The sequence below is a fragment of the Terrisporobacter muris genome, from assembly GCF_024621905.1.
GTDB lineage: Bacteria > Bacillota > Clostridia > Peptostreptococcales > Peptostreptococcaceae > Terrisporobacter > Terrisporobacter muris.
Genome location: NZ_JANKBY010000561.1, coordinates 1 through 1338, shown reverse-complemented (window position 1 = coordinate 1338; position 1338 = coordinate 1). Strand labels below are relative to the sequence as shown.

The 1338-nt window shown below is 24.4% G+C and carries 2 protein-coding genes; both read left to right on the top strand.

All coding sequences use genetic code 11. The features are described 5' to 3' along the window. The first annotated feature begins 109 nt into the window (after positions 1-109). Entirely contained in the window at positions 110-940 is an 831-nt protein-coding gene (locus NSA58_RS20285; RefSeq protein WP_074078646.1) for a pyridoxamine kinase, read from the top strand. A gap of 75 nt (positions 941-1015) precedes the next feature. Further along, positions 1016-1336, top strand: a complete 321-nt coding sequence (locus tag NSA58_RS20280) for a YlbF family regulator (protein ID WP_039678648.1) — start codon at positions 1016-1018, stop codon at positions 1334-1336. Positions 1337-1338 lie beyond the last annotated feature (2 nt).

The window sequence follows — 1338 nt, the reverse complement described above, 5'->3', positions numbered from 1 at the left end:
TCTCACTTTATATTTTCCAATCAATCTAAAAAAGCTTAACAATTTTTTATTTTTTATAGTAATATAAAATTATATTATAATTTTAATGTTTTAAAATGGAGGTTCATAAATGTTAAAAAAAGTAGCTGCTATAAATGATTTATCCGGTATTGGAAAATGTTCTCTTACTGTAGCAATTCCCATATTATCAGCTTTAAAGGTGCAATGCTGTCCATTTCCTACAGCTATTTTATCAAGTCAAACGGGTTTTAGTGAATATACCTTTTTAGATTTAACTGAAGAAATGAAAAAATACTCACGCACTTGGAAAAATTTAAATTTAGAAATAAATACTATATATAGCGGATTCTTAGGTTCTATAGATCAAATAGATATTGTCAGTAATTTTATAAAAGAAAACCCTGAATCATTTGTTATTGTTGATCCAGTTCTTGGTGATGATGGTGTACTTTATCCTATTTTCAACGAAAAAACATGTAGTAAAATGAAAGATTTGGTTATTCATTCAAATTTAATTACACCAAATATAACTGAAGCATGTTTATTGTTAAATAAAGAATTTCAAAAAGACTTTAGTGAAGAAGAAATTATAAGTATAGCTAAGGATTTAAGCAATCTAGGTCCTGAGAAAGTAATTATTACAGGTATAATTAGGAACGAAAAAATTTATAACTTATCTTATGATAGAAAAACTAATAAATCTTTTACATATGGGCTTAAATATAATAAATGTTCTTACAGTGGCACTGGCGACATTTTTGTTTCAATAGTCTGTGGGCTTATAACTAATAATTACGATTTAGATTTTGCAGTAAAAACAGCATCTGACTTTATATACAAATGTGTCTCTTATACTTCTAAATACGAAAAGGATAGAAATCAAGGCGTTATGTTTGAAATGTTTTTAAATGATTTAACTTCAATTGATAAAAAAATCTAAATATTAGTGGAATTTTATTCTATATCCTTCTTTAAGTTTATAAAATATAATATAGAACTAAAGGAGGATATTTTTATGGATATAAATCAAAAAGCTAAAGAACTTGCTTATTATATTAAAGGTACTAGAGAGTTTAAAACAATGGATAGATATAAAGAGGAACTAGAAAAAAATAAATCTTTAAAAAGACATCTAGATGCTTATTTAAATAAAAAAAATCAAATTTATTCTAGGTATAAAATTGATGATGCAAATAAAAGAATCTCCAAACTTGATAAAGAATATATTAATTTTTTCAATGATCCCCTTGTAACAAACTACATGAATAGCACTAATGAATTTAATTCTATGATGAAAAAAATTTATTCATCAATTGAAAATGAGCTTTTAAAATAAAT

Coding starts and splice junctions, on each gene's coding strand:
- NSA58_RS20285 (WP_074078646.1), top strand. CDS start 110: ATGTTAAAAAAAGTAGCTGCTATAAATGATTTATCCGGTATTGGAAAA.
- NSA58_RS20280 (WP_039678648.1), top strand. CDS start 1,016: ATGGATATAAATCAAAAAGCTAAAGAACTTGCTTATTATATTAAAGGT.